The organism is Clostridia bacterium, assembly GCA_036562685.1.
In the GTDB taxonomy this organism is placed as follows: Bacteria; Bacillota; Clostridia; order Christensenellales; family DUVY01; genus DUVY01.
Window position 1 is genome coordinate 1 of the sequence record DATCJR010000124.1, and the last position, 1,511, is coordinate 1,511.

2 protein-coding genes are annotated in these 1,511 nt (G+C 33.7%); both read right to left on the reverse strand.

Annotated features, from left to right (window positions below):
* Positions 1–263: 263 nt before the first annotated feature.
* Positions 264–416 (reverse strand): hypothetical protein, encoded by a 153-nt coding sequence (locus tag VIL26_05575; GenBank protein HEY8390403.1) that lies wholly within the window; start codon positions 414–416, stop codon positions 264–266.
* A 162-nt stretch (positions 417–578) separates the two neighbouring features.
* Positions 579–1,511: tetratricopeptide repeat protein (locus tag VIL26_05580; protein ID HEY8390404.1), on the reverse strand; the 933-nt coding region annotated here is incomplete at its 5' end.

Genomic DNA, 1,511 nt, shown 5'->3' on the forward strand with positions numbered 1-1,511 from the left:
GAACCCAAAGATATCTATTCAACATCTTATGTGGATAAACTACTCACAAAAGTCAAAGAGCTCGTACAAAAAGGAACCGATACCATTCATCTATACCGCCGCGATTCCAAACGGAATCCTAAAAATCTATGATGTAAAAAAGGCAGCTAATATACGCCTCAGAGAGGCGTTTTTTTGACTTGTCTAATGGTTTTGTACCTGAGATTTTTTTGACCAATACACACCAAAAAGCCGGCATTGATTTGCCGGCTTTGTTTGATTGTTTATTCGTTTGAGATGATTTCTTTTGCCCACAGTTTCGCTTCGTCAAGTTTCGTGTGGACGAGAGACCTTTCGCGGCTTTGCGGGAGTTTGTCTACCTCTTTTTTCACTTCATTGATCTTTTCCAATATTTCCTCTACTTTCTCGATAATCATTCTAATCTTCCTTTCTCATTTATGATTGGCATGTAGATCTTTGGATGGCGATTAATGCCGGCATAGAACCGGCATTTTTTCGCTTTTCCAAGTTCCGTTGCTTAGTCTCCTCCACCAATCGGTCGATCACCATACATTGCAGTCACCTCCCTCCTCATTGTATTATGTAAAGTATTTATACGCAAATTGCAATAATTCTATATTTTTATTTTGCTTTTTGTAAATAAGGCATATATTGTATAACGTTTCTTTTGTTTCTTTTACATCTAGAGCTTTTTGAAATGTTCGTAATGCTTTTTCATATTTCTTTTGATTTATGTAGTAGATTCCTAGTTTATTTAATGATTCGATCGATAATTCATGATAGTCCTTACTTAGATCAACAGCTTTTTTAAGATATCTTTTAGCTTGTTGTTTGTCGATATTCATATAGATTTCGCCCAAATTTAAGTAAACGTCAATCAGTTCTGGATTTTTATCGAGGTATTTTTTGAATTCTAGTGCAGTTTGATAATGGTAGATTGCTTTTTTAATGTTGGCTTGACCTTTGTAAATATCACCTAGAATACTCTGTAAAGTGAAAATTTCTGAAAACAGGGAATTCGCTCTCGCAATCTTCAATCCTTCCTCAGCTTTAACTTGGGCTTTATTATATAGATGTAGTTTATACAAGATCTTAGATAGCTTAATTCGCACATGTACTATAATTTTCACACTAACCTGGTATATGTCTTGCTCTTCTGGCTTAGTTGTATTTTCTAGGCTTTCAATACATACTAATGCATCCTCGTTTTTGTCTAATTTTTCTAAGTACATTGCTTTGTTAACATACAAATAAAAACGTGTGTTTGGACGTTCACCATCATTTACATATGATTGAATCCCTTTATCGGCGTGTTCTAATGCTTTTTGTAAATTATTTTCGTAATAATAAATTCGACTCAGTTCATTTTGCGAAGCAGCTAAAATATTTGTTTTGCGAAGCTCTTGAATTTCATGTATTACTTGATTATAAATTTTTATTGCATTTGTAAAGTGTTTCTTTGAATTTTTTAGGTCGCGCATTTCAAAATAGCAACGACCTTTTATATATTC